This is a genomic window from Synechococcus sp. CS-1326 (assembly GCF_025128115.1).
Classification (GTDB): Bacteria; Cyanobacteriota; Cyanobacteriia; order PCC-6307; family Cyanobiaceae; genus Regnicoccus.
In genome coordinates this window covers 106821-128426 of the sequence record NZ_JAHLYV010000030.1, presented here as the reverse complement: position 1 = coordinate 128426, position 21606 = coordinate 106821, and the positions used below count along the sequence as shown (strand labels likewise).

Below are 21606 nucleotides of genomic sequence, written 5' to 3'. Positions count from 1 at the left end.
TTCTCATGGCTGAAGCCAGTAAGGTCACGGGAAGAACACCCGTTGATAGGCTCTACGTGGAAGCGCAGCAATGCGTGAAGCGGAGGAGTACTAATAGACCGAGGGCTTGACCAACACTTGGCTTTGCTCAATGAAGCATGGCGTGCTTGTATTCAGACAGACCAGTGAAAAGCTGATCCATTATCTATGCAGTTCTCAGGGCTCACCTGAGGAGAAGAGATTATTTCCTGGTGTTCATGGCACTGTGGCCCCACTCCGATCCATCTCGAACTCGGTTGTGAAACGCAGTAGCGGCGACGATAGTTGGAGGGAAGCTTCCTGCAAAAATAGCTCAATGCCAGGATAAAACTCTTACTCCATCACCTGCCATCCACTGTTGATTCAGTGAACGGCAAGACAGAAGCCACCCTGATGGGTGGCTTTTTTGTTGGCATTTCCCGGCTGGCTGCTGATTGTTGCTCAGTCCAGTCAATGCTCAGTCCAGTCAATGCCCCTCGATCCTGGACAGAGCTTCGGTGAGGTTGGTTTTGATCGCATCCGGCCATCCATCCTTTGTCTGCAGCTGCTTAAACTGCCAATCCGTCTGCTGAATCCGGCATGGATTCCTTTCCATGATTCGTCTCAGGCAATGGATTCGGACCGCTTGGCTGGCGTACCGCGTCTGGGACAGGCATGACTGCATTGATCTGAGTGCTGCCTTCGCTTATCACATGCTTCAGTCCATCTTTCCTGTTCTTTTGATTGCCCTTGCTCTGGCCAGCCGAATCCTGGGGCGGGATGAAGGCTTGATTGATCAGATTGCCTCTTTTGCAGATGAATTTCTGCCTGCAGCTGCCTCGCCATTCATTCAAACAACTCTGGTCAAGCTTTACAGCCAGCGTGGTGGGGCCGGTGCCTTCGGTGCCGTTGCCCTGTTGGTGACTGCGAGCAACACCTACCTCACTCTTCAGCGGGGCGCTGACCGCCTCTGGGGTTGGAGAGATGATCCATTCGGGTTAAAACGAAAGCCGGTCTCACGTGTTCAGGCCCTTCAACGTTTCGTGGCCTTGAGACTCAAAGCCTTCGCATTGGTGGCGGTGGCTGGTCTGCTGCTTGCCGTCTCCCAGTTGACCAGCAATCTTGCGGTCATCAACCCCCAGACCTGGGGTTCCTTGTTCCGAGTGCAGATCCCCTGGCTGTTTCGCCTCTCGATGCCGGTCGCTGGCTTCACAGACTTGTTGTTCTCGGTACTGGTGTCTGCTGCCGTTGGCTTCGTTCTGCTGAGAATCATTCCATCGAGGACTGTCCCAGTGCCTGCTTTGTGGCCTGGATCTCTGCTGATCGGTGTGGCCTATACCATTTTGAACGTGGTTGTTGGCAGGAGCCTTGTTTCGCTCAGCAGCCGGTTTCAGGCCTACGGGGTTGTCAGTGGGGTGCTTGTGCTTACGCTCTGGGTCTGGTTGCTGGGCTTGATCCTGTATTACGGAATGGCCGTCAGCGTTGTGCTCAGCCGCCGAAGCTGGGGGGGGCGATCCACACCTGTAGCGGCGGTCCAGATCTCCCATCCCGGGGGCAGGATGAAGTCCGTTGAGGATTGAACAATGACCCGCTCCGGCCTTTCCCTTCGCCCCTTACCAGCCAGCCTTCTTCTGCTCTGTACCGGGGTCGGCGCCGTTGCGGTGATCGGTTTTTTCACCTTTGCAGTGGTTCCGGTCGTGCTCGGAGCAGGTTTGCTGATCGCATTCCTGGCTGGAGCTGTTGTTTTTGGTTGGGCTGGCATCGAGGCACTGGCTGCCCTGGAGCGTTGGATGGAAAATGACCCGCACTTCAAGCGCTGATGCCAAAGCGGCTCCCCTGGGCCCTGATCGCTCTGGCTGGTCTGGCGCTGCTCGCCCCTGGTCCGGTTTCGCGGTTGATCCTGGATGTTGTCGGCGGATTGACCCTCACAATCATCCTCCTGCCCTTTCTTGTGGTGGGAGGTGGCTGGTTGGCCTGGCGCCTCTTGCTCAGCAGAGTGCGGAACTGCCCTGCCTGTGGGATGCCCAGTGTGTCCACCGATGTCTGCCCTGCCTGCGGCACATCGCTCGGGGCCCGGGACCGTTCTGGCTCCTCTGGTGAGGGGGAGTTCTCCGGCGCCAGCCGCAGGCGATGGGCTTCCGGCTTCACGATCCTTGGCGGCACTTTGAACAGTTCCACGGATCCGGCGGAACAATTCCCAGGCATGGAGATCAGCCCTGATGCCGATGCCCGTGATGCCACGGTTGATGTTGAGGCTCGACAGATTCCTTGAGCAAAGCAGCGATCCATCTCCATCCAGTGACTTGGCCGGGTGATGCTGTTCAGCTGGATGTTGCCTGCTTCCCCGATGAATCGTCGCTGGTTTCTGCCCCCTGGCCAGCCAGCTGAATTTCCCTGAGACGACGCTCTCGCATCCAGAGAAACAGAGGGGCTCCACAGGCAAATGCCAGTGTTGCACTGCACAACAGTGCTACCCATAAGCCACGCATCTGCAGTCTGCCTGCTTCCACCACCATCCAGATCGTGATCGCGCTGGCTCCGATCAGCAGATCCCGGGAAAGCGACTGGGCCGCGGGATTGGCATTCGCCAAGGCAATGAAACGGCTGAGATCGAAGACGTTGCCGCTCGATTGGATGAAGTCCAGATTGGCCAGCCAGGGAAGGATGGCTCCCGCCACCGCCAGAGCCAGATAGACCCATTCGATCCAGGGATTCCTTGGGCTTGTCGTTCGGGTCATCGCTCCTCTTCCAGGTTGCTGGTGTCCAGCTGAATGATCTCCTGTTCGACCTGCTCAAGCACCTGTTCACATCGGCGGGCATAGCCGAGCGCCAGGCGGTAGAGATCAGCCATGGCTTCCACTTCGAGGTCTTCGGACTGGAGTTGTCCGAGGGCCAGCTCCAGGGCGGTGCGGGCCTGGTTGTAGGAGAGTTCGGCGAGTTCGGTGGCCCAGCTTTCCCGGGCCATTTCCCCACTTGCGACACGACTGGCTCTTGGTTCTCTTTTCTTTGCCGCTGTCATGGATGGCTCACTGGTTTGATCATCAAGAGGCGCCACGGATGGGGGCTGGCTGGTGTTCAATCCTGCTGCCTGTGATCCGGGCCTTGGCCTTGCCATCGGCCCATTCCAGCTCCAACAGGCTGCCTGGTTCAATTTGGTTGACTGAGCGGATCACCTGCCCTGAATCCCCTCGCACAAGGCAGAATCCGCGTTTGAGCAGCTGCTGAGGCGAGAGAACTTCCAGCAACTGACCCAGCTGGGAAAGATGTTGCCGTTTCCGTTGCAGCATCAAGGCCGGTCGGCACTGGTGGAGTTGCTGCCGGCTGGATTCGGTTCGCTCCTGCTCGAAGCGAAGGCGCCAGCGAAGCTGTTGGCTGATCTGTCGGCGGATCGCCTGGAGCTCCAGCTGTGCGGTGTGGCGATCCGGCAGCAGTGCCACCAGGGCTGCGGTGGGGGTTGCCGCCCGGCAGTCGGCCACCAGATCAGCAATGGTCGTGTCATCTTCATGACCCAGTCCGGTCACCACCGGCACCGGGCAGCGGGCCAGCTCCCGGGCCAGATCCTCGCCATCGAACACCGAGAGATCCTCCCGGCTGCCCCCTCCCCTGGCCAGGACGAGGGCTTCGATGCCGAGCGCTGCGGCTCGGGCACCGATGGCCCTCACGGCACGACAGATCTCGGCTTCCACAGGACCCTGCACCGGGATTGGCAACAGGATGATCCGGGTGGCGGGCCAACGCTCGGCAGCCGTGCAGAGCATGTCCGCCAAGGCAGAACTGGGCACGCTGGTCAGCAGAGCAATCACGGCTGGGCGCACTGGCAGGCTGCGTTTGCGTTCTGCCGCGAACAGCCCTGTTGGCTGAAGCAGCTCCCGCACCCGCTCGAAGCGGCGCAACACACTGCTGAGGCTTGGGCGGATGTCGAGGATCTGGACGCAGAGGGAACCTCGCGCAGCCCAGAAGTTCAGCTTCCCCACCACCGTGACGCCGTCACCATCATCAGGACTGAAGCTGAGCCTGGGCAGTGTGCTGGCCCAGGCCACGGCGGAGATCGAAGCGCCTGCGTCGGTCAGGGTCATCCAGAGATGGCCTTTCTTGATCTGGGGACGGGAAACCGTGGCTGCCAGCAGGAAGCGGGGAGCAAAGCCCCGCTCCAGAAGCTTGCCGATCGCCGTGTTCAGCTCAAGCACGCTGTAGTGGGGCAGCCCGTTGTCTGCGCTCAACGGGGCCGGGCCGGTGGTGAATTCAGCGTTCAAGGCGCCCGTAACACAAACCCCAATAGCCACTGAGGCTTCCGGCAACGATGGCGATCCACTGGCCCAGGCGGTGATCCGAGCGGATCAGCCCCACGGCACAGACAACGAGGGCTGTGCTCAGCAGGCGGGATCCATCCCTTCGATTTTTGACATAAAAGGGAGCCACGTGATCGCTTGGAACACAGAGTTCCCCCAGTCTTGCTGATCCTGATACGAGGCGGAGCAGCCCCAGGGTGATCAGCTGATCAGGTTGAGGAGCAGGGCCAGGAGCGCCGTGCTCAGCAGCCCGAGGGATGCCAGCAGGCGCACCAGTGGCCCCATCGACAGGCCCAGGGTGAACATGAAGAAAAACCGAAATCAGGATGGGCCTGTTTTAACGGCCTCGGCAAGGCCCATCTGTGGCCTCGGTCACCCTTTGTGGCGCATGGCCAGGGTCACCGCACATGGCGTGCCCCGTCGACCGGATGGTATGCCTCACCGGTGGTTTCCTCGTACACGATGGCGGGAAGACCGGTTTCGAACATGGTCTGGAGCGCTTCCTTGAGATAGGGATTCCAGCCACCGGTGGTCACTTTCCCGTGGCGGACCGTCCAGTCCCAGGTGCCTTGCAGATCCCTGGGGATGCGTCCCTCTCGATCGCGACGGGCGACGAGGTCCTGGGATTCGACCAGCCCCACCAGGATGGGATCCTTGCCATAAGCCGGAGTGATGCTGAGCTCCAGCCGCACCGGGTCTTCCTTGATCAGGTGCAGGCGGAAGCGGGGGGGCAGCTTCAGGGTGCGCAGCACAGCGGCCACGATTCGGGTTCTCTGGTCCAACGTTCGGCCTCCGCCGGGAATCTGCTCGTCGCCATGGTTTTACCAGTTGGCGGGACCCTCCCAGGCTATGCAGTGATGCGCCTGGTTTCTGGCAGAGCCAAAGCTGTCTGGTTCAACTGGCCCCTGGCGGCACTGGGGTGTCTTCGTTCCCGTTGCTGAAACGTACCGTCAGCAGGTCGTCATGAACAAGTTTCCCACTCGGATCAAGCAATTCCGGGTGAATGGTGAGGCGCCCGGTTCGATCGAGTTCGGCAGGATCGGCAGAGGCAGGGGAGCCGTCCAGGCTCGGATCAACGGGGCGTGGAACGGCCTTCAGGCCACGGGCCATGATCCGGAAGGCCTGCACAAGCAGAACAAGAAAACTGGCTCCGTACAGCAGGGGGAAGAGCTGAGCCATGGGTTGGTCGTCGGAGCGAATCAGCGGAAGTGAGCTGATCGCAGATCAACCCATCATTGCCTGGATGTGGCTGCCTGGGCGAGTTTCCAGGCCCAGAGGCTGCTGCAAGCGGCACCGAAGGCGAGAAAGACGAGCAAAAAACCGCTGGTGTCCATGTCAGTTCACAATTGTTCGCAAAGCTTAGGAGATTGGGGCAGCAGGTGGAGGCTGGGTCCCAGCTTCAGCGGCTGATCAGCTCCGCACTTCGTCACATCTTCGGGCTGTTGCAGGGGCTGGCCGCTGTCAATCCGCCGTTACGGTCAAGACAGAGCTGGAGTATCCCAATTTGTCTTTTCGATCCTTCCCCCGCCGTGTGCTTCTGCCTGCCCTTCCGCTGGCTCTGGTGCTGGCCTCGCCCGCACTGATCGAGCGGGCCGTCACGGCTCAAGCCCAGCCGGCGCCACGCAGTGGACTCTCACGCCAGTCGTTTGTTGCCGAAGCTGTCAACCGGGCCGGTCCGGCAGTGGTCACGATCGATACGGAGCGCACAGTGGCGCGCTCCGGTGGCTCCGGACTCCCATCCAGGCTGATGGCAGACCCTCTCTTCCGACAGTTCTTCGGCGCACCCCAGGCGCAGGTGCCGACCCAGCGCAAGGAAAGGGGGTTGGGCAGCGGAGTGATCTTCCAGTCCGACGGCCTGATCCTCACTAACGCCCACGTGGTGGAGAACAGTGACCGAGTCTTTGTCGGCCTCAGGGATGGTCGCCGGGCGGAGGCCCGGGTGGTGGGGCTCGACACGCTCACCGATCTGGCCTTGCTGCGGCTGCTTGGCACCGGTCCCTGGCCGGTTGCCACCCTTGGCAACTCCGATGCTCTGCAGGTGGGTGACTGGGCCATCGCCGTTGGCAATCCCTTTGGCCTCGACAACACCGTGACGATGGGAATCATCAGCAACCTGAACCGGAATGTCAGCAAACTCGGCATCACGGACAAGCGCCTTGATCTGATCCAGACCGATGCGGCGATCAATCCTGGCAACTCGGGAGGCCCCCTTCTGAATGCGGATGGCGAGGTGGTGGGTATCAACACCCTGGTGCGCTCAGGCCCGGGCGCCGGGCTTGGCTTCGCGATCCCGATCAACCGGGCCCGCAGCATCGCCAAACAGTTGCTGGCCACGGGCAGCGTCAGTCATCCGATGATCGGTGTCGGGCTCGACAATCTCCCCCAGGATCTCGGCCAGACAGCCCAGCAGGGAGCCCTGGTCCGCTCCGTGCTGCCAGGCAGTCCAGCGTCCCAGGCCGGACTGCGACCAGGAGATGTGATCGTGGCTGCATCTGGACGGCCTGTGGCCGGCCCGGCCCAGATGATTGCCGCCGTGGAGAACAACGGTGTCGGCAAGCCGATGGAGCTGCGGGTTCTCAGGACAGGCGCCATGCTTCAGCTCCAGGTGGTTCCGACGGCGATCGCTCAATCGGGGCAAGGCCGCTGAGCTGAACGCTGAGCTGAAATCGGTGAAATCGGGGTGGGCCTCAGAGCACGTCGTGGGAGCGGAACGGTGGTTCCGCTGAGCCAGCATCCGCCGGGAAGGGGAAGGAAGTCGGGCTGTCTTGGGCGCCGGCTCCAAAACTCGAAGGGGTACCAAGTTGCTGGCGCATCATCCAGTCGGTGGCTGCTCTCTGGGCTTGCCAGGCATTCAGCAATTGCTTGGCCAGGCCCCGCAGCAACTGAGCATCGCCGGTGGAGTCGATGACGCGGGTCATGCGCTCCAGTTCAAACTTCTGGCCGAGGGTGAGGGCGATCGGTTCGGACATTCCAGGCAAGGCAGTGGGTCTTTGAAACCGCCTTAATGCTAAGAAGTGTTTCGATCGCCCACGTAACAACCGGTACACAGTTACCGCTGGGCTGTCAGCATGTCATCACCGCAGCGGGCTCAGTTGTGCTCCCGCAGCTCCTCCACGCAGTGGGTGACACATTCGCCATCGTCGAGCGAGCAGGTGGTGATGCATTCGAAATAGGCTTCGACTGAATCCCACTGCCGCTCCTCAGCAGGGCCATAGGAAGGGTTGTGGTTGCCGCCTGCCAACGCTTCGGCGGTGGCAGGCAGGTTCAGGGAGGTGGCAGCGGCGGGGATGGTGCTGGTCATGTGCCTGGCTCCAGAGGGGATACCGTCACGGTATGAACATCATTTACCCAGGGCAAGCGAAATGAGTCTTCTTGCCTACAGATGTGTGAAGTTGTTTGTGCTGCCGATCAGTTCCTGGCTTTGACCTTGGCGCCGCGGGCTTTTTGCCTGTCCCGGTTGGCGTTCTGCTTGGCTTCGCGCTGTCGAGTGGCCTCGGCTTCCAGTTCCTGCTCGGCTTCTTCCTGCTTTTTCGCCTCGTAATAGGCGTAGTCGCCCCGGTAGAGCACAAGCTCGCCATCCCGGATCTCGACGATCCGGTTAGCCACCCGCGAGATGAAGTAGCGATCGTGGGACACGAGCAGGGCTGCGCCCTCATACTCCCGCAAGGCATCCTCCAGCATCTGCTTGGCGGGGATGTCGAGGTGGTTGGTGGGCTCATCGAGCACCAGCAGGTTGCACGGGGACAGAAGCATCAGGGCCAGAGCCAGCCGTGCCTTCTCGCCACCGCTGAGCTGGCCGACCGCTTTGAAAACGGCGTCGTTGCTGAAGCAGAAGCTACCCAGCAGGGAGCGCACCTGGGTCTGGGTCCAGTCGGGGACGGCTTCGAAGAGAGTGTCGATCACGGTTTTCTCAAGATCGAGAGCTTCGGCCTGGTTTTGCTCGAAATAGCCCGACACCACGTTGTGCTCTCCGAGTCTGGCGATCCCCCCATCCGGTTGCTCCAGGCCCATCACCAGCCGCAGCAGGGTGGATTTCCCGGCTCCATTCGGTCCGACGAAGGCGATTCGATCCCCCCTCTCCACCTCCAGGTCGGCACCCAGAAACAGAATCGAATCCCCGTAGCTGTGGCTGAGATCTTCGATCAGGGCGACCTGGCGCCCGGATCGCGGAGCATCAGGGAAGCGAAAGCGAGGCCCGGAGAGGCTTTCCACGGGAGCGTCGATCCGCTCCACCTTCTCAAGCAGTTTTTCCCGGCTTTTGGCCTGGGTGCTGCGGGTGGCACTGGCCCGGAAGCGGTCGATGTAGGCCTGCTGGCTGGCCAGGTCCTTCTGCTGGCGATCGAAGGCGGACTGGGTGGCCTCGCGCTCCAGGGCCTTCTGCTCCAGATGCTGGCTGTAATTTCCCAGATAGCTGCGGGAAATGCCGCGCTCTGTTTCGACGATCTGATTGCAGACCCGGTCCAGAAAGGTGCGGTCGTGGCTGACCACCACCAGGGGCACCGCCCGCTCCACCAGGTAGCCCTCCAGCCACTGGATGGTCTCCACGTCCAGATGGTTGGTGGGTTCGTCGAGGAGGAGCAGATCAGGATCCTGCAGAAGGATCTTGCCGAGGGCGATCCGCATCTGCCAGCCTCCGGAGTAGTCGCCGACCGGCAGGTCCGCTCCTGCGGTAGTGAAGCCGATCGTGGGCAGCAGTTTGTCGATGCGGGCCTCGAGCTCGTAGCCGTGCAGCGATTCGAACCGGCTGTGCAGACGTCCGAGTTCGTGGATCAGCTCATCGAGATGGTCGGGGTCCTGGGCTGCCTGATCGCCTGCCATGGCGTGCTCCACCTGGTGCTGGCGGATCAACACCTCGGCCGCTTCCCCGAAAGCCTGGAACAGCTCCTCACGCACGGTGCGGCCGGGGTCCACATCGAACTCCTGCTTCAGGTAGGCGATGCGGGGGTCGCCCTGGCGGACCACCTGCCCGCCGCTCGGCTCCTCCAGGCCGGCGATCAAGCGCAGTTGGGTGGACTTGCCCGCCCCGTTCACCCCCACCAGGCCAATGCGATCCCCGGGTTTCACCTCCCAGGTGACATCCCGCAGCACTTCGCCGGTGGGATAAAGCTTTGATACGCGTTCGAGACGAAGCACGGGGTGGGGGGTATGGCGTTTTTGGGAATCTCCATCATCCCTGGCTGGCGAGTCGCGGCAGTTCAAGGGTCACGCCCTTCGCCAGACTGGCGCCCATTCACGCCGCGGCTGCTAGTGATGGTCAAACGGCTGGAGCAGGTGGCGGCGCTGGTGGTGGCGGCCGGTCTGGCCCTGGTGAGCTACTGGCTGTTCTTCAGCTGGGCCCAGGGGGATCGGTTGCCGAGTCCAGCTCATCAGCAGGCACCGGCACGGCTGGACCAGGCGCGGCCTCCAGCGCCGCCAACCCCCTAAAGCCCTCCCCTGGCCTTGATCAACCATTGCTTGCTGTCGTCATCGAGTGAGGCCAGATGCTCCCTCACGGCAACTTCGCTGACCGGCAGATCCCACTCGACGCCCAGGGCGAGGATCCTGTTCACCGTTCCCTTCGGATCCTGCAGAGCTTGCCGGAACAGGGATTGGGTGAGGGCTTCGTCGGCCCGGATTCGCTCGTAGAGGCGAGCGGCGTTGGTGTCTGCCATGGGCGGGCCCTGGGCCAGGCGCGAAAGGGGCACTGATGACCTTATGGGCTCGTGGCAGTTGCTGGCGCCGTCCTTCTGGGCTTGTGGGATTTTGGCAACAGCCTCTTCCCCCGGCTCGCTGCGCTGACTCAGGCGGCGCAGGGCGGCTCGGCCTCGATCTGCCCACAGGCTGAGGCATCTTCCATGGTGCGGGCGTCGAGGCAGAGCACCTTGCGCAGCTGGGCGTAGTTGGCGGCAAGCGGTTGGCGACCTTCCTGGACCGCGGCGAATTCTGCCCGCTGCAGAACGTGGTGCAGGTGGGTGAGCAGGTAGGTGCTGATCACTGCCGAAACCAGCACATCACTCTGATCGGCGCTCCGCTGCGTGGAGCTGGCCCTGGCTTTTCTGCCGGAAGGGTTGAAGGACTGGGTGGCGGACTGGCCCATGGCTGGCGTGCGGAGCCGAATAAGCATAGTGCTGGATAGTATCCAAGTGGATCTCTGTACACTTCTGGGTATCGCGTGCGATCCCAGGGGCCTGTGCCCACCCGTCAGAACTCCACAAGCGGACGGCCCAAGTCTCCGCGCATCCAGGTGGTGCTCCCCGAGGAGCTCTGTGATCGGCTCAGTGCCGCTGCTGAGAGCGAGTCCCGCACGGTCAGCAACATGGCCAAGGTGCTGATCCAGCAAGGGCTGGAGCGGCTTGAGCAGAACCGGAGCGCCCTCCAGGAAACCCTGGAGATCCGCGGTTCCGCCCCGTCGGGCGAGGGGTTTCGCAAGGCCCTCGAACAGCAACAGCGGCAGCAGCCCCGCCGCCTGCGGGGCCTTCCCCGCCGTCTGAGGCTGCCAAGACCCAGCGGCTAGGGAGGCGTCGGGTCAGCCCGCACGCCAAGGATGGCCGGCCGCGACGCTCCCGTCACCGAGGGCAGGCAGCCGGGATGCCGCCGCTGATGCCACCAGGCCAGCAGGGCAAAGGCGAGGGCTTCACGATCCGATTCGCCGATGCCGAGGTCGACCAGGGGGCGCACCCAGAGGCCTCGGCAGCGTTGACGGAGCTGGTCGACGAGGGCGGTGTTCCTGGCCCCGCCTCCGGCGATCACCAGCTCCAGCGGCCGGGGACCCCGGTCCAGGTCGGCGGCCACCACTGCGGCACTGAAGGCGGTGAGGCTGGCCAGGGCATCGGCCTGGGCCTGCTCGGAATCCGCTCCCCGGGAATCTGCCGCCGTCTTCAGATCGTTCAGGCGCCGCTCGAGATCGGCTTCACCAAAGTGTTCCCTTCCTGTCGATTTCGGTGGCAGGGCCTGGAAGTAGGGCTCTGCCAGCCAGCGACGGATCACCGCTTCATCGGCTGTTCCCCGCCGCGCCCACTGGCCATCGGCATCGAACCGTTTCGTCCCACGGCTGAACCGGCTGACTGCCAGGTCGATCAGTGTGTTGGCCGGGCCGCAGTCCCAGCCCCGCACCGGGGCCTGCCGTTCAGGGCCCTGGGCAGGGGGGAGCAGGGTGAGGTTGGCGATTCCGCCGAGGTTCAGCAGGGCACGCCATCCGCCGATCGCGGGCAGCAGGGCCGCATCGGCGAGCGGCACCAGCGGCGCGCCGTGGCCCCCGAGGGCCAGGTCGTGGGCCCGCAGATCGAACACCACGGGCCGCTCCAGCAGCTGGGCCAGCAAGGGGCCCTGCAGCAGCTGCCAACTGCATCCCCGCCGCTGCTCCTGGGGCGGCCGATGCCAGAGGGTCTGGCCATGGCAACCGACCAGACCGGCCTGACCGCCTGGGTCGCAGCGGCGAGCGCAGGCTGCCTGTTGCTCCGTCACCGCTTCGGCCAGGTCGAGCAGGGCCTCGGCTGTGGCCGGTTGCCCCTGGCCGATCGCGACCAACCGGCGGTGGAGCCCTTCGGGATAGGCAAGCGAGTGGCTGGCAAGCAGGCGCCAGCGGGGTCGGTTCACGGGGCCATCGAATCTGGCCAGCACGGCGTCGACCCCATCGGCGCTGGTGCCGCTCATCAGCCCCAGCACCGTGGAACCACTCACAGCGGGGGCAGGCCTTCGAGTGATTGCACCGAACCCATCACCACCAGCAGGTCCCCTTCGCTGAGAACGTGGGAGGCCGGGGGGTTCACCGACAGGTTGTTCACCGGACCGGCCGCCAGGATGCTGATCTCGTAGTTCTTGCGAAGGTTCAGCTCCCGCAGGGAACGGCCGATGAAGGAACGGGGCACCTTGATCTCCTCGATGCTGTTGCGGTCGTCGAGCCGCAGCCGATCCAGCAGGTTGGGCCGCATCAGCTGACGCCCGAGCTCTTCTCCCTGCATGCGCGAAGGGAAAACCACCGTGTCGGCTCCGACCCGGCGAAGCATTTTCTCGTGAAGATCGGATGTGGCCCGGGCGATCACCTGTTTCACCCGGCTGCCCTCACTGTCCTTGACGATCAAGGTGGCTGTGATGCTGGCTTCGATCGGCTCACTGATCCCCACGACCACGGTGTCGAGGTCGAGCACACCGGCCGCTCGCAGGGCCTCCTCCTCCGTGCAATCCAGCACGCGACCTTCGATCGAGGGGTCGATCTGACGGAGTTCATCGATGGCCCGCTGGCTCCTGTCCACCACCAGCACATCGGCACCACAGCGAACCAGTTCCTTGCTCACGGCGGTGCCGAAGCGGCCGGCACCGATCACGGCAAAGCTGTTTGGCTGGCCGGATGAGGCCCCTTGCCACTGCCACCAGTTGGTCATCAAGCTCTGTCGAGGAGATCGCCATTCTGTGACCAGCGGCCCGGGACCACCGGCCGAAAAAAATCCCGCCGGGGCGGGATGGGCTGAAGCGGCGGGATCCCCAGGCTCAAGGCTGGGAATCAGCGATTCGGCTGGGGGGTGAAGCGCAGGTAGGGCTTCACTTCCGTGACCCCCTTGGTGAACTTGGCGCGGGCATCCTCGGTGGAGATGGAGGGCACCACCACGCAGTCTTCACCGTCTTTCCAGTTCACCGGGGTGGCGACGGAATGGTGGTCGGTGAGCTGGAGAGAATCGATCACCCGCAGAATCTCGTCGAAGTTGCGGCCTGTGCTGGCGGGGTAGGTGATCTGCAGCCTGAGCTTCTTGTTGGGGTCGATGATGAACACGGAGCGCACCGTCAGGTTGTTGAGGGCGTTCGGGTGGATCATCCCGTAGAGATCGCTGACGGTCTTGTCGGCATCAGCCAGGATCGGGTAATCCACGCTGGTGGACTGGGTTTCGTTGATGTCGCCGATCCAGCCCTTGTGGCTTTCGGCCGAATCCACACTCAGGGCGATCGTTTTGACGTTGCGCTTTTCCCATTCGGGGCGCAGCCGCGACACCTCGCCGAGTTCGGTGGTGCAGACCGGCGTGTAGTCGGCGGGATGGGAGAACAGCACGACCCAGCTGTCGCCAGCAAAGTCGTAGAGATTGATCGGTCCCAGCTGGGAGTCCTGGGTGAAATCGGGAACGGTGTCGCCGAGTTGAAGGGCCATGGGAGAAGGAGAGGTTGGCTTCGGCTTCGATGCTGCCACAGCAGCCACGATCAGAGGCTGAACTGTCTGCAGACCAGCCAGGGGACCAGAAGGGTCATCACCACGGTGAGGGGGAATCCATAGCGGGCCACATCGAGGAAGCGATAGCGGCCCGGTCCGAACACCATCAGGTTGGTCTGATAACCCACCGGGCTGAGGAAGCTCTGGCTGGCGCCGAACAGCACCGTGAAGATGAAGGCCATCGGCGGCATGCCGAGGCCGATCGCAACCTGGGCGGCGATCGGTATCACCATCGCCACCGTGGCCGCATTGCTCATCACCTCTGTGAGCAGGGTGGTGAACAGGAACACCGCGGCGAGGGCCCAGTAGATCGGCCAGTGCTGCAGGCCACTGAGCAACGACCTGGCCATCGCTTCGGCCAGCCCGGTTTTCTCCAGGGCGATGCTGAAACTTCCGAGCGATCCGAGCAGCAGGATCACATCCAGCCGGATCGAACGCAGCAGTTCACCGCTGCGAAGGCAACCGGTGGCCACCATCGCCACGGTGCCGAGCAGCACCGCTGCCACCAGGGGAAGCAGCTTGAAGCTGGGCAGCACGATCACCAGAACGGCGATGAGCATGGCGATTCCCTTGCGGCTCACGGTAGGCAGATCGTCTTCGATCTGCTCAAGCACCAACAGGTCATTGCTGGCCTGCAGGCCGCGGATGGCGTCCTGGGGCCCTTGCAGGAGCAGCACGTCGCCCTCCTTCAGGGTTGTCCTGCCAAGCCGCTCTCGCAACACCGCATTGCCGCGGCGCAGGGCCAGCACCGTGGCGTTGTAACGCTGGCGGAAGCGCAGATCCCGCAGGCTGTCCCCGGCCAGGGTCGAGCCGGCCGGCAGCAGCACCTCCACCATCCGCAGGTTGGCCAACGTCTGGGAAGCCAGCTCGGCGGCTCCCGATTCAGGAACTGGGGCAAGCACAACGGTGTGGTCCTGCTGCAGGCGGAGCAGGTCGTCACGGGTGCAACGCAGCACCAGGCGATCACCCTTCTGCAGGATGCGATCGGCCAGAGGTGGGGTGAAACGCTCTTCGTCGCGGTGGAGCTCGAGAACGTCGACGTCGAAACGCCGTTGCAGGCGCGTGCCGTGCAGGGATTGGCCCACCAGCTCGGAGCCGGCCGGGATCATCACTTCGGTGAGGTATCCGCTGTTGCTGAAGCTGCGGGACAGGTCGGCATCGTCGCTGCCGCGATCCGGCAGAAAGCGGTCGGAGAGCAGCACCATCACCAGGCTGCCCACCAGCCATACCCCGATTCCGATCGGCGTGAAGCTGAACAGGTCGAAGGCGCCGTAACCCAACTTGCTGCTGACTTCGCTGGCCAGCAGGTTCACCGAACTGCCGATCAGCGTGAGGGTGCCGCCCAGAACCGTGGCGAATGAGAGCGGCAGCAGCACCTTCGAGGGCGAGATGCGGCGGCGGCGGCACCAGCCCTCGACCACGGGCAGCAAGGAGGCCACGATCGGGGTGTTCGGTACGAAGGCGGAGACCGGTGCCACCAGGGTGGTGAGCAGCACGATCATCCGCTTCGGGGTTCGCACCGCATCGGAGCCGATCATCCCTCGCAGTCGATCGAGGCCGCCGGAGCGAAACAGACCCGCCGAGAGCGCGAACAGGCCGAGCACGGTGATCAGAGCCGGACTGCCGAAGCCCTCGAGGGCTTCGGAGGGCTTGAGCACACCGGTGGCCATCAGGACACCCACCACCAAGAGGCCGGTGACTTCAGGGGCCAGCCAACCGGTGACGAACAGAACGATCGAGCCGGCCAGCGTGACCAGCGTGATCAGGGCCGCCGGCTTCAGGGCTGCGAGCAGTAAGGGTTCCAATCGAGGGGGGGGAGGACGCTTTGGCGATCGATCATGGTGGGTTTACGGCGTGGGGTCGGAATGACAAAGCCACTCGCGCAGCTGGTTGAGCCCCAGCCCCGCCGTGGCGGAGATGAACAGGGCGCCTGGCATCCGCGCCCGGGCCCGCTCCAGTTCGCCGGCGGGGCAGCGGTCGATCTGGTTGCCGATCAGCTGGCGGTGTGCCTGGCAACCCATGGAATCGAGAATCGCCTGGACGGTGTCGAGTTGCTCCAGCCAGGCTGGATCGGAGAGATCAACCACGATCAGCAGGCCATCCGCTTCCAGGGTTTCCTCCAGGGTGGAGCGGAAGGCTTCCAGCAGGGGCGGCGGCAGCTCCCGGATGAAGCCCACCGTGTCGGTGAGCAGGAGCCTGGTGATCCGGCCATCCGGCTGGTGGCATTCCAGCCGCCGGGTGGTGGGATCCAGGGTGGCGAACAACTTGTTCTCCGCCAGCACCTCCTCACCAGCCACCGGTCTGGTCAGGGCATTGAGCAGGGAGCTCTTGCCGGCGTTGGTGTAGCCCACCAGGGCCAGGCGCCGCAGGCCCTGGCGCCCCTGGCGCAGCCTGGCCCGGTGCTCGCCAAGCTGCTGAACCTCGCCCTGCAACCGGTCGATGCGGCGGGCGATGGCGCGGCGATCTTTCTCCAGCTGGGTTTCGCCAGGCCCCCGGGTGCCGATGCCGCCCCCCTGTCGCGACAGGCTCTGACCACGGCCACTCAACCGGGGCAGCCGGTAGCGCAGCTGGGCCAGTTCCACCTGCAGCCGGCCGGCGCTGCTGGCGGCCCGTTGGGCAAAGATGTCAAGGATCAGTTCGCTCCGATCACTGACCGGCAGGTCGAGCAGGCGCTCCAGATGGCGGGCCTGAAAGGGGCTTAGGTCCCTGTCAGTCACCACCAGGCTCGCTCCCACCCGCCGGGCTTCCAGAGCCGCCTCCCGCAGCTTCCCATCCCCCCAGAGCAACTGCCCCCCCGGGCGCCTTTTCTGCTGGATCAGTCCCACGGGAAGGGATCCGGCGCTGCGCACCAGGGCCTCCAGTTCGCCGATCTCGCGCTGGTTGGCTGTGGCGTCAGCCTGGATCAACGCCAGCAGCAGCACCCGCTCCGGTCCGGCGCTGGTGGGTGCGTCCCGGGCCTTGGCAGGGGAGCAGGCCGGCATTGCCAGGGGTTCGCACAGCTCGCCCAGTTCCCCATCCAGCTGGCAGTGCCAGGGCTGGGCTTCTTGCTGGCTGAGTCCGTAGATGGCAGCGGGCCAGAGCCCTCCAGCCGCGGCCTGATGGGGGAAGCGCAGCCAGAAGGTCGGGGCGAGATCAAGTCCCACCAGCGCTTCGCTCCCCTGGGGCTCCAGGCCGGGGCCGTGGCCGACGCAGCTGATCAATCGCCAGGCCTGGCCCTGACGCCTCGGTGCGCCGGCCAGCCGCTCCAGCAGAGGACCTGATTGCTCCAGCGGACCCACCCAGAGCAGGCGGCAGAGCCCGCGGCCATCCACCACCAGGCTGAGCGGCAGCTCCAGTTCCCGGGCTTCGGCGGCCAGCCGCTGCAGACAGAGCAGCTCAGCCCCCCCAGCCTCTGGATGGCGGCGCTGGGACAGGCGCTCCAGCCTTCGTTTCTGGGAGGGGCGCAGGCCGCTGACACGGCCCACCAGAACAGCTTGTTTCAAGGGCGCCGGATTCGCAGGCAGGCCACGCCGGCGGCTGTGGCTCCGGCAACATCCTCCGGGCTGTCACCCACATGCCAGACCTGATCAGCGCCCAGGGCGAGGGCGTTGAGCGCCAGCCGGAAAGGGATGGGGCTGGGTTTGGCGGCACCGGCCGCACTCGACACCACCACCGCCTGAAACACATCGCCGAGTCCGAGGCCCGCCAGGATCGCGATCAGCCGTTGGTCGAAGTTGCTCACCACCGCCATCTTGATCCCGGCGGCCTGCCAGCGGCGCAGGGGGCCAAGCACATCCGGATAGATCCGCCACAGATCGGCAGCGGCGAAACGCTCGAACAACTCCTCGCCCAGGGCTGGCGACGCCAGGGGGGCCCCGGCAGCGGCGAACACCGTCAGGATCCGTTCACCCCACCAGAGGCGCTCGGCGCTGGCCAATTCCTCGCCTTCCAGTCCAGGGAAGGCCAGGGGCGGCGCCTGGCAATAGACGGCCCCGAAGGCCTGATCGATCGCGGCGGCTTCAACCTCGATGCCATGGCTGGCGGCCAGCTCCGCATAGGTGGTGCCTACCGACCGGCGCAGTCCGATCAAGGTGCCCATCGCGTCGATCAGCAGGCCCTTGGGGGTCGGAAGCGCCGCGGCAGCCCGACTGATCAAGACCCTGGCGCGGTGTGGGGCTGAGCGCCGGAGGGGGTGCTGCCGAACAGGGGCCTGCCCAGGTCGCTCAGCCAGCCAGCCGCCACCCGCAGCTGGTGGGAGCGGCCCGGCAGCCGCGACAGGTAGGTGAGCTGGCGGAGTCGGTAGGCCGTCTGACCGGCCAGGGTGAGCCCCAGCCCGGTCAGGCTGGCTTCGCCGACGCCAAGGCTGATCATTTCGCCCAGGTCTTGCCAGAAGAATGGTTCCAGGGGATCACCCGCGAGCGAGCGCTGCAGGTTGCCGGCCAGATGGTCGGCCTGCTGGATGGCCACCTGGGCCGTGGCCGGCAGGGCGGCCCCGTCTGCATCGGTGATGTGGGCCAGATCGCCGATCGCGAACAGATCGGGGTGTTCCTGCAGCTGCAGCGAGGCGTGGCAGAGCAGGCGGCCGCGGCGATCCAGTGGAGCAGGTGGCGTCAGTTCCGGAGTGTTCGCCACCACCCCGGCGGTCCAGATCACCGCATCGACGGCAAGGCTTTCAGGGCTGGGGGTCTCCCCTGCCACAGGATCCCGTGCCAGTTCGATGCGGCCGGGTTCCACCGCCAGCACCCGGGTCTGGTTCCGCAGGCGCACATCGCGCCGCAACAGGGCTGAGCTGGCCTGCTCGCGGTTGAATGAACGGGCCTGGGGCAGCAACTCGCGCCCCTGCTCGATCAGCTCGATCACGGCGGCTCCCTGGAGCAGGTCGGCCAGTTTGCAGGCCAGTTCGACGCCGCTCGGGCCAGCGCCAACGATGGCCAGGCGCTGCAGGGGCAGCTGCCTGCGGCGCAGATGGCAGATCAGCCCATGCAGCCGCTCGACATCGGCCAGATTGTGAAATCCGATGGCATGTTCCTCAACGCCGGGCACCCCGAAACTGGTGGGGCGGCTGCCGGTGGCCAGGACAAGCCGCCTGTAGGTGAGTGTTCTGCCCTGCTTCGTGCGCAGGGCATGGTTCTGGGTGTCGATGCCCTCCACCCGGTCGCGCAGCCAGGCCACGCCGCGGCCCGCCAGCAGACTGTCGTAGCGCGGGGCCACCTCCCAGCAGCGCAGCTCTTCGGAGAGCAGTTCGTAGAGCAGGGGGAGGAAGAGGAACCGTTCGTTAGGCTCGATCAGCAGGATCGGTGGAGGATTGCGCCGCTCCGCCAGGGCCAGGGCGGTGTATAGGCCGGCAAAACCACCGCCGGCAATGATGACGGGAGCGCCAGATGTGCTCTGCTGATCTGGTCTGGGCTCCGTCATGCCGGGTTGATACCAGGTCGGATGGTGTGTTCAGCAACCCTAACCAGCGCCGCTGATCAGTCTTTAGGTGTCGGGAACGGGATGATGGGATCCATGCACAGCTTCAAGGCCGCCAGCCTCTCAGCCGATCGCCTGGATCGGGCGATCGATCCGGATGCCGCCAATGCGGCGCTTGGGTCGTTGGATCCGATCGGCCAGCTGGAATGGGGACTGACCACCTTTGAGGAGTGCTTTGCCCTCACCACCAGCTTCGGCATCCAGTCGGCTGTGCTGCTGCACATGGCCAGCCGCGTCAGCGCCTCGATCCCGGTGATCTGGGTGGATACGGGCTATCTGACCGCTGAAACCTATCGCTACGCCCAGCAGCTCTGCGAGCTTCTGCCGATCCGTTTGGAGGTGGCTCAGGCGGAGGTCGGGCCTGCCCGGATGGAGGCGCTGCATGGCCGCCTCTGGGAAACGGGCCAGCTTGCCGATATGGAGCGCTATCTCCAGCTTCGAAAGGTGCAACCGCTGGACCAGGCGTTCGAGCGACTCCGGGTTTCCTGCTGGGCCAGTGGCGTCCGCAGCAGCCAGACCGACCACCGCCGCACCATGCAGCACCTCCAGGATGTGAGGGGCCGCTGGTCGTTGCGCCCCCTTCTCGCCTGGACAGCTCGTGATGTCTTCTATTACATGGAAGATCATTCCATCCCCCAGCACCCCCTGTTCGCCGAGGGTTATTCGAGTGTCGGCGACTGGCACTCCAGCGGCCCTGATGGAGCTGGGGGCGACCAGAGTGAGGGTGAGGAAGGCAACCGCAGCAGCCGTTTCGGCGGCCTCAAACAGGAGTGCGGCATCCATCTCCCCGGGGTCATGGGCGAGGGTATCTAGGTGGATGGCACCGGAGAGGCTGCTGGCCCGTTCTCCGGCCGTTGGCTGCTGATCGGCAACAGCCGTTGGCACTGGGGTGAGCCCCAGCAGACGGCCAGCCTGCGTTGCTGGCATACGGCGATGCCCGCCGCCGCATCCGTCATCGACCTGGGCCGCCTACGCTCCTGGGCCTGTGTTGGATCCTTGCCGCCATCGATTCAGCTCCCCCCCGAGCGACGACTGAGCCTGGATCAGATTCCCCTGAAAGCGATGCCTGTCTGGCTGGGGGTGGACCGGGCCCTGGCCGGCTGGCAGGCCTGGCACCGGCAGCAGGCAGGGGCCGGAGGCGCCGTGCTGGTGGCCGACGCCGGCACGGCGCTCAGCCTGACTCTTGTGGACGGGAGCGGGGCCTTTGCCGGGGGCCGGCTGATGGCCGGGCTCCGGCTTCAGCTCTCGGCGCTGGCATCGGCCACCGCCCAGTTGCCCAGCCTGACGCCTCCCGCTGCTTCGGCTGATCTCCAATCCTGGCCGGTGGCCACCGATGCGGCGATGATGACGGGCTGCCTCTGGGGGCTGACCGCTGCGATCGCCCAGGCGGTGGCGGCCGTGCCCGCTGATGCCCCAACCAGGCTCTGGCTCACTGGTGGTGACGCTGACCACCTGGCACCACTTCTGAGCCAGCTGGGAGAGCGGTTTGAGCTGGCGCCCCACCTCTGCCTTGAGGCACTGGCGGCACTCAGGCCAGCTGAAGATCGCTGAGGATCTGCTCGGCCATCTCTTCGGCCTTGACCTTCAGGTAGATCTGCTCCAGCAGCCCCTCGGGATCCACCACGAAGGTGTGGCGAAACATCCCCATCGACTCGCGACCCATGAATTTCTTCAGCCCATAGCTGCCGTAGTAAGCCGCAACGGGACAGGGGTCCGGGTCGCTGAGCAGGGTGAAGGGCAGGGTGTACTTGCTGATGAATTTGCCGTGGCTGCTGGCGCCGTCCTTGCTGATGCCGAGAACCTGGATGCCGAGCTGGCTGTAGCGGTCCCACTGGTCGCGGAAACCGCAGGCCTCCTTGGTGCAGCCGGGCGTGTCGTCTTTTGGATAGAAATAGATCACGACCCGCTGGCCGCGAAGCGAAGACAGGCTCACTGGAGTTCCGCTCTGGTCAGGGAGAGTGAAGTCCGGGGCGGGATCACCGATGCTCAGGGCCATGGAGATTGAGACTTGGCTGGGGCGAGCCTAAGAGGCTTATGGTCGCTGCTCACCCGTGCCACCCATGCCTGTTTCAGCGCGTCTGAGTCTGCTTGGGGTGCTCAGCGTGATCGGCGTGGCCGGCTTGGTGCAGTGGCCGATCAGACCCCTGATGCTCAGCCGCACGGGTGGCGCCACGGCCGAGCTGCTGGTTGCCCTTGAAACCCAGGAAGTTCTGCAGCACCAACGCCAGGAGGCCTCGGTGCTGCTCAACCGCTTTGTCGGTGCCGAGATCACCCGCTTTTTCTGGGGTGGGTTCAGCGGCTATCTCGACGTGCTCGGGATTGAAGAGCCCGATGGGATGAAGGCCCGGGTGAGCTTGGAGGATCAGGCGGTGCAGCTGTTGCTGAGTTCCCGGGGCGCTGCTGAAACCTACGTGGGCCGGGTGGAGGCGATCGATGGGGTCCCCCGCGGGGTGGTCTGCCGAGGAACCGGGACCCCAGGGGCGTTCCCGCTGCGCGGCTCGCGCCTGCAATGCCCACAGGGTTGGCGCTCTCTGCCGAATCTGAACAACCAGGCCAAGGCTATCGCTGGTTGAGTTTCCTGAAGATTTTCTCAGGAAGCGAAGGGTTTTGATGCGCTCAGATCCGAACAAACAGCTCGAGTTATTGGCAAATGCAACTCAAACGTCTATGTTTAAAAAGTTGTTGTAATCGTCA

General features: G+C 64.4%; 27 protein-coding genes and 2 rRNA genes. 11 read left to right on the top strand and 18 right to left on the bottom strand.

The genetic code is table 11. The features are described from left to right. The 5 genes from KQ307_RS12325 to KQ307_RS12305 all read left to right on the top strand — a co-directional run. Positions 1 to 114, top strand: a 23S ribosomal RNA gene (locus KQ307_RS12325); the annotation flags it as partial. Positions 115 to 226: 112 nt separating this feature from the next. Continuing rightward, a 5S ribosomal RNA gene (gene rrf, locus KQ307_RS12320) occupies positions 227 to 343 on the top strand. 268 nt (positions 344 to 611) lie between these two features. Beyond that, a complete protein-coding gene (locus KQ307_RS12315; RefSeq protein ID WP_259728118.1) occupies positions 612 to 1577 on the top strand; it encodes a YihY/virulence factor BrkB family protein in 966 nt (321 codons plus the stop codon). Positions 1578 to 1580: 3 nt separating this feature from the next. Next, positions 1581 to 1817, top strand: a complete 237-nt coding sequence (locus tag KQ307_RS12310; protein ID WP_259702757.1) for a glypican — start codon at positions 1581 to 1583, stop codon at positions 1815 to 1817. Next, entirely contained in the window at positions 1817 to 2269 is a 453-nt protein-coding gene (locus KQ307_RS12305) for a hypothetical protein (RefSeq protein WP_259728117.1), read from the top strand. Before KQ307_RS12310 ends, KQ307_RS12305 begins: the two co-directional genes overlap by 1 nt. A 49-nt stretch (positions 2270 to 2318) precedes the next feature. Here the strand turns inward: KQ307_RS12305 and KQ307_RS12300 are convergent, their stop codons facing one another. From KQ307_RS12300 to KQ307_RS12280, 5 genes are all read right to left on the bottom strand, one after another. Then, complete coding sequence (locus KQ307_RS12300) at positions 2319 to 2735, bottom strand: DUF2834 domain-containing protein (protein WP_259728116.1); 417 nt, start codon at positions 2733 to 2735, stop codon at positions 2319 to 2321. Further along, positions 2732 to 2962 carry an exodeoxyribonuclease VII small subunit gene (xseB, locus tag KQ307_RS12295; RefSeq protein ID WP_259728115.1) on the bottom strand — a complete coding sequence of 77 codons (231 nt, stop codon included), beginning with the start codon at positions 2960 to 2962 and terminating at the stop codon, positions 2732 to 2734. The genes KQ307_RS12300 and xseB overlap by 4 nt, the downstream gene beginning before the upstream one ends. A 76-nt stretch (positions 2963 to 3038) precedes the next feature. Continuing rightward, entirely contained in the window at positions 3039 to 4217 is a 1179-nt protein-coding gene (gene xseA, locus KQ307_RS12290) for an exodeoxyribonuclease VII large subunit (RefSeq protein ID WP_259728114.1), read from the bottom strand. A 467-nt stretch (positions 4218 to 4684) separates the two neighbouring features. Then, on the bottom strand, positions 4685 to 5068 hold the full coding sequence (locus tag KQ307_RS12285) for a hypothetical protein (protein WP_255088930.1): 384 nt from the start codon (positions 5066 to 5068) through the stop codon (positions 4685 to 4687). 112 nt (positions 5069 to 5180) lie between these two features. Further along, positions 5181 to 5465 carry a DUF2973 domain-containing protein gene (locus tag KQ307_RS12280; protein WP_259702761.1) on the bottom strand — a complete coding sequence of 95 codons (285 nt, stop codon included), beginning with the start codon at positions 5463 to 5465 and terminating at the stop codon, positions 5181 to 5183. Between the two features lie 325 nt (positions 5466 to 5790). On the opposite strand from KQ307_RS12280, the gene KQ307_RS12275 reads away from it, so the two are divergent. Continuing rightward, the gene (locus KQ307_RS12275) at positions 5791 to 6933 is read left to right on the top strand and encodes a trypsin-like peptidase domain-containing protein (protein WP_399241706.1); all 1143 of its coding nucleotides are present in this window, start codon (positions 5791 to 5793) and stop codon (positions 6931 to 6933) included. A gap of 40 nt (positions 6934 to 6973) precedes the next feature. On the opposite strand, the gene KQ307_RS12270 is transcribed toward KQ307_RS12275, so the two are convergent. The 3 genes from KQ307_RS12270 to KQ307_RS12260 form a co-directional block, all read right to left on the bottom strand. Further along, on the bottom strand, positions 6974 to 7255 hold the full coding sequence (locus KQ307_RS12270; RefSeq protein WP_259702762.1) for a hypothetical protein: 282 nt from the start codon (positions 7253 to 7255) through the stop codon (positions 6974 to 6976). A 119-nt stretch (positions 7256 to 7374) separates the two neighbouring features. Next, positions 7375 to 7587 carry a hypothetical protein gene (locus tag KQ307_RS12265; RefSeq protein ID WP_259702763.1) on the bottom strand — a complete coding sequence of 71 codons (213 nt, stop codon included), beginning with the start codon at positions 7585 to 7587 and terminating at the stop codon, positions 7375 to 7377. A 107-nt stretch (positions 7588 to 7694) separates the two neighbouring features. Further along, a complete protein-coding gene (locus KQ307_RS12260) occupies positions 7695 to 9419 on the bottom strand; it encodes an ATP-binding cassette domain-containing protein (RefSeq protein WP_259728113.1) in 1725 nt (574 codons plus the stop codon). 117 nt (positions 9420 to 9536) lie between these two features. On the opposite strand from KQ307_RS12260, the gene KQ307_RS12255 reads away from it, so the two are divergent. Beyond that, on the top strand, positions 9537 to 9710 hold the full coding sequence (locus tag KQ307_RS12255; RefSeq protein ID WP_259702765.1) for a hypothetical protein: 174 nt from the start codon (positions 9537 to 9539) through the stop codon (positions 9708 to 9710). Here the strand turns inward: KQ307_RS12255 and KQ307_RS12250 are convergent. After that, entirely contained in the window at positions 9707 to 9937 is a 231-nt protein-coding gene (locus KQ307_RS12250) for a hypothetical protein (protein ID WP_259728112.1), read from the bottom strand. The genes KQ307_RS12255 and KQ307_RS12250 overlap by 4 nt on opposite strands. 128 nt (positions 9938 to 10065) lie before the next feature. Beyond that, a complete protein-coding gene (locus KQ307_RS12245) occupies positions 10066 to 10362 on the bottom strand; it encodes a hypothetical protein (protein ID WP_259702767.1) in 297 nt (98 codons plus the stop codon). A 93-nt stretch (positions 10363 to 10455) separates the two neighbouring features. Here KQ307_RS12245 and KQ307_RS12240 point away from each other — a divergent pair, with 93 nt between their 5' ends. Continuing rightward, positions 10456 to 10779 carry a ribbon-helix-helix domain-containing protein gene (locus KQ307_RS12240; RefSeq protein WP_259702768.1) on the top strand — a complete coding sequence of 108 codons (324 nt, stop codon included), beginning with the start codon at positions 10456 to 10458 and terminating at the stop codon, positions 10777 to 10779. Here the strand turns inward: KQ307_RS12240 and KQ307_RS12235 are convergent. From KQ307_RS12235 to KQ307_RS12205, 7 genes are all read right to left on the bottom strand, one after another. Next, positions 10776 to 11945, bottom strand: a complete 1170-nt coding sequence (locus KQ307_RS12235) for an anhydro-N-acetylmuramic acid kinase (RefSeq protein WP_259731752.1) — start codon at positions 11943 to 11945, stop codon at positions 10776 to 10778. The two genes, KQ307_RS12240 and KQ307_RS12235, sit on opposite strands and share 4 nt — an antisense overlap. Next, positions 11942 to 12646, bottom strand: coding sequence for a TrkA family potassium uptake protein (locus KQ307_RS12230; protein ID WP_259702770.1), 705 nt, complete (start codon positions 12644 to 12646; stop codon positions 11942 to 11944). The genes KQ307_RS12235 and KQ307_RS12230 overlap by 4 nt, the downstream gene beginning before the upstream one ends. Positions 12647 to 12765: 119 nt before the next feature. Beyond that, entirely contained in the window at positions 12766 to 13401 is a 636-nt protein-coding gene (locus KQ307_RS12225) for a peroxiredoxin (protein WP_259728111.1), read from the bottom strand. 50 nt (positions 13402 to 13451) lie between these two features. Next, positions 13452 to 15266, bottom strand: a complete 1815-nt coding sequence (locus KQ307_RS12220; protein WP_259728110.1) for an SLC13 family permease — start codon at positions 15264 to 15266, stop codon at positions 13452 to 13454. Between the two features lie 42 nt (positions 15267 to 15308). Beyond that, positions 15309 to 16943 (bottom strand): GTPase HflX, encoded by a 1635-nt coding sequence (gene hflX, locus KQ307_RS12215; RefSeq protein WP_259728109.1) that lies wholly within the window; start codon positions 16941 to 16943, stop codon positions 15309 to 15311. After that, on the bottom strand, positions 16940 to 17596 hold the full coding sequence (locus KQ307_RS12210; protein ID WP_259728108.1) for an HAD-IA family hydrolase: 657 nt from the start codon (positions 17594 to 17596) through the stop codon (positions 16940 to 16942). Before KQ307_RS12210 ends, hflX begins: the two co-directional genes overlap by 4 nt. Then, positions 17593 to 18855: an NAD(P)/FAD-dependent oxidoreductase gene (locus KQ307_RS12205; protein ID WP_259728107.1), complete on the bottom strand. Its 1263-nt coding sequence runs from the start codon at positions 18853 to 18855 to the stop codon at positions 17593 to 17595. Before KQ307_RS12205 ends, KQ307_RS12210 begins: the two co-directional genes overlap by 4 nt. Before the next feature lie 93 nt (positions 18856 to 18948). Here KQ307_RS12205 and KQ307_RS12200 point away from each other — a divergent pair, with 93 nt between their 5' ends. Together KQ307_RS12200 and KQ307_RS12195 are read left to right on the top strand one after the other, a co-directional pair. Continuing rightward, positions 18949 to 19725 carry a phosphoadenylyl-sulfate reductase gene (locus tag KQ307_RS12200; protein WP_259728106.1) on the top strand — a complete coding sequence of 259 codons (777 nt, stop codon included), beginning with the start codon at positions 18949 to 18951 and terminating at the stop codon, positions 19723 to 19725. After that, positions 19726 to 20463 (top strand): type III pantothenate kinase, encoded by a 738-nt coding sequence (locus tag KQ307_RS12195; protein WP_259728105.1) that lies wholly within the window; start codon positions 19726 to 19728, stop codon positions 20461 to 20463. Here KQ307_RS12195 and bcp read toward each other — a convergent pair. Continuing rightward, complete coding sequence (gene bcp, locus KQ307_RS12190) at positions 20441 to 20908, bottom strand: thioredoxin-dependent thiol peroxidase (RefSeq protein WP_259728104.1); 468 nt, start codon at positions 20906 to 20908, stop codon at positions 20441 to 20443. The two genes, KQ307_RS12195 and bcp, sit on opposite strands and share 23 nt — an antisense overlap. Before the next feature lie 64 nt (positions 20909 to 20972). Here bcp and KQ307_RS12185 point away from each other — a divergent pair, with 64 nt between their 5' ends. Beyond that, positions 20973 to 21485 (top strand): hypothetical protein, encoded by a 513-nt coding sequence (locus KQ307_RS12185; protein ID WP_259702779.1) that lies wholly within the window; start codon positions 20973 to 20975, stop codon positions 21483 to 21485. Positions 21486 to 21606: the final 121 nt, after the last annotated feature.

Bases quoted from the DNA above. Each gene is read 5' to 3' on its own strand.
- KQ307_RS12310 (WP_259702757.1), top strand. From the start codon at position 1,581: ATGACCCGCTCCGGCCTTTCCCTTCGCCCCTTACCAGCCAGCCTTCTT.
- KQ307_RS12205 (WP_259728107.1), bottom strand. From the start codon at position 18,855: ATGACGGAGCCCAGACCAGATCAGCAGAGCACATCTGGCGCTCCCGTC.
- KQ307_RS12185 (WP_259702779.1), top strand. From the start codon at position 20,973: ATGCCTGTTTCAGCGCGTCTGAGTCTGCTTGGGGTGCTCAGCGTGATC.
- KQ307_RS12305 (WP_259728117.1), top strand. From the start codon at position 1,817: ATGCCAAAGCGGCTCCCCTGGGCCCTGATCGCTCTGGCTGGTCTGGCG.
- KQ307_RS12270 (WP_259702762.1), bottom strand. From the start codon at position 7,255: ATGTCCGAACCGATCGCCCTCACCCTCGGCCAGAAGTTTGAACTGGAG.
- KQ307_RS12280 (WP_259702761.1), bottom strand. From the start codon at position 5,465: ATGGCTCAGCTCTTCCCCCTGCTGTACGGAGCCAGTTTTCTTGTTCTG.
- bcp (WP_259728104.1), bottom strand. From the start codon at position 20,908: ATGGCCCTGAGCATCGGTGATCCCGCCCCGGACTTCACTCTCCCTGAC.
- KQ307_RS12230 (WP_259702770.1), bottom strand. From the start codon at position 12,646: ATGACCAACTGGTGGCAGTGGCAAGGGGCCTCATCCGGCCAGCCAAAC.
- xseB (WP_259728115.1), bottom strand. From the start codon at position 2,962: ATGGCCCGGGAAAGCTGGGCCACCGAACTCGCCGAACTCTCCTACAAC.
- KQ307_RS12255 (WP_259702765.1), top strand. From the start codon at position 9,537: ATGGTCAAACGGCTGGAGCAGGTGGCGGCGCTGGTGGTGGCGGCCGGT.
- KQ307_RS12250 (WP_259728112.1), bottom strand. From the start codon at position 9,937: ATGGCAGACACCAACGCCGCTCGCCTCTACGAGCGAATCCGGGCCGAC.
- KQ307_RS12300 (WP_259728116.1), bottom strand. From the start codon at position 2,735: ATGACCCGAACGACAAGCCCAAGGAATCCCTGGATCGAATGGGTCTAT.
- KQ307_RS12245 (WP_259702767.1), bottom strand. From the start codon at position 10,362: ATGGGCCAGTCCGCCACCCAGTCCTTCAACCCTTCCGGCAGAAAAGCC.
- KQ307_RS12265 (WP_259702763.1), bottom strand. From the start codon at position 7,587: ATGACCAGCACCATCCCCGCCGCTGCCACCTCCCTGAACCTGCCTGCC.
- KQ307_RS12315 (WP_259728118.1), top strand. From the start codon at position 612: ATGATTCGTCTCAGGCAATGGATTCGGACCGCTTGGCTGGCGTACCGC.
- KQ307_RS12200 (WP_259728106.1), top strand. From the start codon at position 18,949: ATGCACAGCTTCAAGGCCGCCAGCCTCTCAGCCGATCGCCTGGATCGG.
- KQ307_RS12225 (WP_259728111.1), bottom strand. From the start codon at position 13,401: ATGGCCCTTCAACTCGGCGACACCGTTCCCGATTTCACCCAGGACTCC.